This window comes from Jiulongibacter sediminis (genome assembly GCF_001306455.1).
In the GTDB taxonomy this organism is placed as follows: Bacteria; Bacteroidota; Bacteroidia; order Cytophagales; family Spirosomataceae; genus Jiulongibacter; species Jiulongibacter sediminis.
Genome location: NZ_LGTQ01000019.1, coordinates 1 through 5229 on the forward strand (window position 1 = coordinate 1; position 5229 = coordinate 5229).

Annotated in this window: 2 tRNA genes and 3 rRNA genes; all 5 read right to left on the reverse strand. The window is 48.7% G+C overall.

Going from position 1 to position 5229, the window contains the following annotated elements:
- Nucleotides 1-50: 50 nt before the first annotated feature.
- Nucleotides 51-162: ribosomal RNA gene (gene rrf / locus AFM12_RS19315) — 5S ribosomal RNA — on the reverse strand.
- 126 nt (nt 163-288) lie between these two features.
- Nucleotides 289-3111: ribosomal RNA gene (locus tag AFM12_RS19320) — 23S ribosomal RNA — on the reverse strand.
- Nucleotides 3112-3283: 172 nt separating this feature from the next.
- Nucleotides 3284-3357 (reverse strand) — tRNA-Ala (locus AFM12_RS19325).
- A 54-nt stretch (nt 3358-3411) separates the two neighbouring features.
- A tRNA-Ile gene (locus tag AFM12_RS19330) sits at nt 3412-3485 on the reverse strand.
- 150 nt (nt 3486-3635) lie between these two features.
- Nucleotides 3636-5155 (reverse strand): 16S ribosomal RNA (locus tag AFM12_RS19335).
- The 16S, 23S and 5S rRNA genes sit together here with 2 tRNA genes alongside, the layout of an rRNA operon.
- Between the last annotated feature and the right edge of the window lie 74 nt (nt 5156-5229).

Here is a 5229-nt window from a genome sequence, read left to right on the forward strand (position 1 = left end):
TTTAAACGCAAAAAGACCTCAACGTTTCCATTGAGGTCTTTTAAATAAAATTGTGGCATTTACCTACTCTCCCAGGTTTGACCCAAGTACCATCGGCGGTGCGGGGCTTAACTTCTCTGTTCGGAATGGGAAGAGGTGATCACCCGCCCTATTAACACCAACAAGGTCTTAATTTGGCTATCGGCTTACAGCGATGTGCTTTCGGCCAGAACCAATAAATATCTTGACATTAATGCTTTGCAAGCAAAACATTGTGATGAAGAAAAACTGTGAAGTGAAATTAAAAATATGAAGAGCTTTCGGTTCATTAGTACTACTCGGCTGCATACATTACTGCACTTTCACCTGTAGCCTATCTACGTCGTCATCTCCAACGTTCCTCTATGGAAGTCTCATCTTGAGGTGGGTTTCACACTTAGATGCTTTCAGCGTTTATCCCGTCCATACGTAGCTACTCTGCCGTGCCCTTGGCAAGACAACAGATACACCAGCGGTATGTCCAATTCGGTCCTCTCGTACTAAAATCAGAGCCTCTCAAACTTCCTACGCCCACCACAGATAGGGACCGAACTGTCTCACGACGTTCTGAACCCAGCTCGCGTGCCACTTTAATGGGCGAACAGCCCAACCCTTGGGACCTTCTCCAGCCCCAGGATGTGACGAGCCGACATCGAGGTGCCAAACCTCCCCGTCGATATGAGCTCTTGGGGGAGATCAGCCTGTTATCCCCGGAGTACCTTTTATCCTTTGAGCGATGGCCCTTCCATACAGAACCACCGGATCACTATATCCGTCTTTCGACCCTGATCGACTTGTAGGTCTCTCAGTCAAGCTCCCTTTTGCTATTGCACTCAACGCACGGTTACCAAGCGTGCTGAGGGAACCTTTGAAAGCCTCCGTTACACTTTTGGAGGCGACCACCCCAGTCAAACTACCCACCAAGCAATGTTCCCCTTCAAGGGGTTAGGAACCAGATAATTAAAGGGTGGTATTTCAACAACGACTAACCGACGCCTGGCGACGCCGGATCACAGTCTCCCACCTATCCTACACATCAAGTACCCAGTCCCAATGCTAAGCTATAGTAAAGGTTCACGGGGTCTTTCCGTCCCGTGGCGGGTAGACGGCATCTTCACCGTCACTACAATTTCGCCGAGCTCATGGCTGAGACAGTGCCCAGATCGTTACACCATTCGTGCAGGTCGGAACTTACCCGACAAGGAATTTCGCTACCTTAGGACCGTTATAGTTACGGCCGCCGTTTACTGGGGCTTCGATTCAGACCTTCGCTTACGCTAAGCCCCCCTCTTAACCTTCCAGCACCGGGCAGGTGTCAGGCCATATACGTCGACATTAATCTTCGCATAGCCATGTGTTTTTGCTAAACAGTCGCCTGGGCCATTTCTCTGCGGCCAGCACTTTATTGTACTGGCTCCCCTTATCCCGAAGTTACAGGGTGAATTTGCCTAATTCCTTAGCCATGAATCACTCGAGCACCTTAGGCTTCTCGCCTCGACTACCTGTGTCGGTTTACGGTACGGTCTGTATTCATCTGAAGCTTAACGGCTTTTCTTGGAACCTTCTCCCCCTGCTCGCTTTAGCCTAAGCCGCCGCTCAACGCACTATTCCGTCAGTACGTGCAAAGCTTGAAAATCCGTCCCCGTGTCGCAATAAATACAGGTCAATGAATATTAACATTGTTCCCATCGGCCTCTGCTCTCGCATTATCCTTAGGATCCGACTAACCCTCCGTTGATTAGCATAGCGGAGGAAACCTTAGTCTTTCGGTGTGAATGTTTCTCACATTCATTATCGCTACTTATTCCTACATTTGCTTTTCTCATCGCTCCAGCATGCATTACCACACACATTCGCCGCAATGAGAATGCTCCCCTACCAATTGTATAAATACAATTTCTAAGCTTCGGTACTATACTTTATGCCCGTTTATTATCGATGCCCGCCCCGCTCGACCAGTGAGCTGTTACGCACTCTTTAAATGATTGCTGCTTCCAAGCAAACATCCTGGCTGTCTCTGCAGTCAGACTTCCTTTGTTCAACTTAGTATAGATTTAGAGACCTTAGCTGTAGATCTGGGTTCTTTCCCTCTTGGACTCGGACCTTAGCACCCGAGCCCTCACTGCCGGTTATATCTTATCGCATTCGGAGTTCATCTGAATTTGGTAGGATGTGACTCCCCCGCATCCAATTGGTAGCTCTACCTCGATAAGACTCAACACCGACGCTGTTCCTAAAAACATTTCGGGGAGTACGAGCTATTTCCTAGTTTGATTAGCCTTTCACCCCTACCCACAGTTCATCCGAAAACTTTTCAACGTTTACCGGTTCGGTCCTCCAATTGGTCTTACCCAACCTTCAACCTGACCATGGGTAGATCACTAGGTTTCGCGTCTATAGCACCCGACTTAACGCTCTGTTAAAACTCGCTTTCGCTTCGGCTTCGTACCTTAAGTACTTAACCTGGCCGGATACCATAACTCGTAGGATCATTATGCAAAAGGCACGCCGTCACCCCTCAGGGGGCTCCGACCGCTTGTAAGCGTACGGTTTCAGGTTCTATTTCACCCGGGTATTCCCCGTGCTTTTCACCTTTCCCTCACGGTACTAGTTCTCTATCGGTGTCTCAGGAGTATTTAGCCTTGGCAGATGGTGCTGCCGAATTCAGAGGGGATTTCACCGGTCCCCACCTACTCAGGATACTGCTCGTCATGTCTCTGTTTACCTTTACGCGGCTCTCACGCTCTACGGCTCACTTTCCCAAGTGATTCAAGTTTAAAGACAATCCTAAATGCAGTCCTATAACCCCGCTAATGCCGTAACATCAACGGTTTGGGCTACTCCGCGTTCGCTCGCCACTACTTGCGGAATCACTGTTGTTTTCTTCTCCTAAAGGTACTTAGATGTTTCAGTTCCCTTCGTTCGCTTCTATACTTAGTATAGATTCTCATCCTTCAGATGAGAGGGTTGCCCCATTCGGAAATCAACGGATCAATACATATGTGCTGTTCCCCGTTGCTTATCGCAGCTTATCACGTCCTTCTTCGCCTCTGAGACCCTAGGCATCCGCCGTACGCCCTTACGTAGCTCTTCTTAATAATTCTCTCTTCTCAGTCTTTCTTACATCATGTCAATGAACTCTTACTTCCAGATTTCGGTCTTCTGCTTTCGGCTATCAGCCTTCGGCTTTGGACCTTGATCGTCCTTTACTACAATCTCCGGAAATCGTAATCACAACTACTTTACGTTGTAATCTTTTAAAAAGTGGAGGATATCGGAGTCGAACCGATGACCCCCTGCGTGCAAGGCAGGTGCTCTAGCCAGCTGAGCTAATCCCCCGTCGTCTAAGTCGGCAGTTTCCAGTTCTCAATTCGCATTCTTGCTAACTGAAAGTGGGCCTGCCTGGACTCGAACCAGGGACCTTTACATTATCAGTGTAACGCTCTAACCACCTGAGCTACAGGCCCGTTCTGCTCGCCTCTTCCTTTAAATGTCGACTCATTGAATATATAGACGGTACCTCTTTGATACATTGCTGTATCGTTTGCTGAAATCTCTTTCAGCGTCGTAAGAACTTTTCTCTCTTTTTTCTTCCGATTAGATCGGAATATCTCTAAAAAGGAGGTGTTCCAGCCACACCTTCCGGTACGGCTACCTTGTTACGACTTAGCCCCAGTTACTGGTTCTACCCTAACGAAGTCTTTAATCTTCCGCTTCAGGTCTACCCAACTTCCATGGCTTGACGGGCGGTGTGTACAAGGTCCGGGAACGTATTCACCGCATCATGGCTGATATGCGATTACTAGCGATTCCAGCTTCATAGGGTCGAGTTGCAGACCCCAATCCGAACTGTGACAGACTTTTTGTGATTGGCTTGCTATTGCTAGCTCGCTACACTCTGTATCTGCCATTGTAGCACGTGTGTCGCCCTAGGCGTAAGGGCCATGATGACCTGACGTCGTCCCCTCCTTCCTCTCTACTTGCGTAGGCAGTCTAGTCTGAGTCCCCATCCGAAATGCTGGCAACAGACTATAGGGGTTGCGTTCGTTGCGGGACTTAACCCAACACCTCACGGCACGAACTGACGACGGCCATGCAGCACCTTGTTTCGCGTCATTGCTGACTGATCTATCTCTAGAACATTCGCTCACATTCTAGCCTAGGTAAGGTTCCTCGCGTATCATCGAATTAAACCACATGCTCCACCGCTTGTGCGGACCCCCGTCAATTCCTTTGAGTTTCACCGTTGCCGGCGTACTCCCCAGGTGGATTACTTATCGGTTTCCCTTGGTCACTGACTGTATATCGCCAACAACTAGTAATCATCGTTTACGGCGTGGACTACCAGGGTATCTAATCCTGTTCGCTCCCCACGCTTTCGTGCATCAGCGTCAGTTTATCTGCAGCAAGCTGCCTTCGCAATAGGTGTTCCTTCTGGTATCTATGCATTTCACCGCTACACCAGAAATTCCGCCTGCCTTCTGATAACTCAAGCTCTTCAGTATCGATGGCATGTAAAACAGTTAAGCTGCTACCTTTCACCACCGACTTAAAAAGCCGCCTACGCACCCTTTAAACCCAATAAATCCGGATAACGCTCGCCACCTACGTATTACCGCGGCTGCTGGCACGTAGTTAGCCGTGGCTTATTCCTATGGTACCGTCAATTTGCTTCGCAAAGCCATTTTCTTCCCATATAAAAGCAGTTTACAACCCAGAGGGCCGTCTTCCTGCACGCGGCATGGCTGGATCAGGCTTCCGCCCATTGTCCAATATTCCCTACTGCTGCCTCCCGTAGGAGTCTGGTCCGTATCTCAGTACCAGTGTGGGGGTTACTCCTCTCAGAGCCCCTAAGGATCGTCGCCTTGGTGAGCCGTTACCTCACCAACTAGCTAATCCTACGCATGCCCATCTCTATCCAATAAATCTTTCAAAAAATCATGATGCCATGACTCTTATTATGCGGTATTAATCCAAATTTCTCTGGGCTATCCCCCTGATAAAGGTAGGTTGCATACGCGTTACGCACCCGTTCGCCGGTCTCAAGGTCTTGCAAGCAATCCCTCTACCCCTCGACTTGCATGTATTAAGCCTGCCGCTAGCGTTCATCCTGAGCCAGGATCAAACTCTCCATAGTAAATAACTATTTCAAAAAAGTCCTATTAACTCGAGGTCCGTCTATATATTACAATAAGTCTATGAACTTTATCC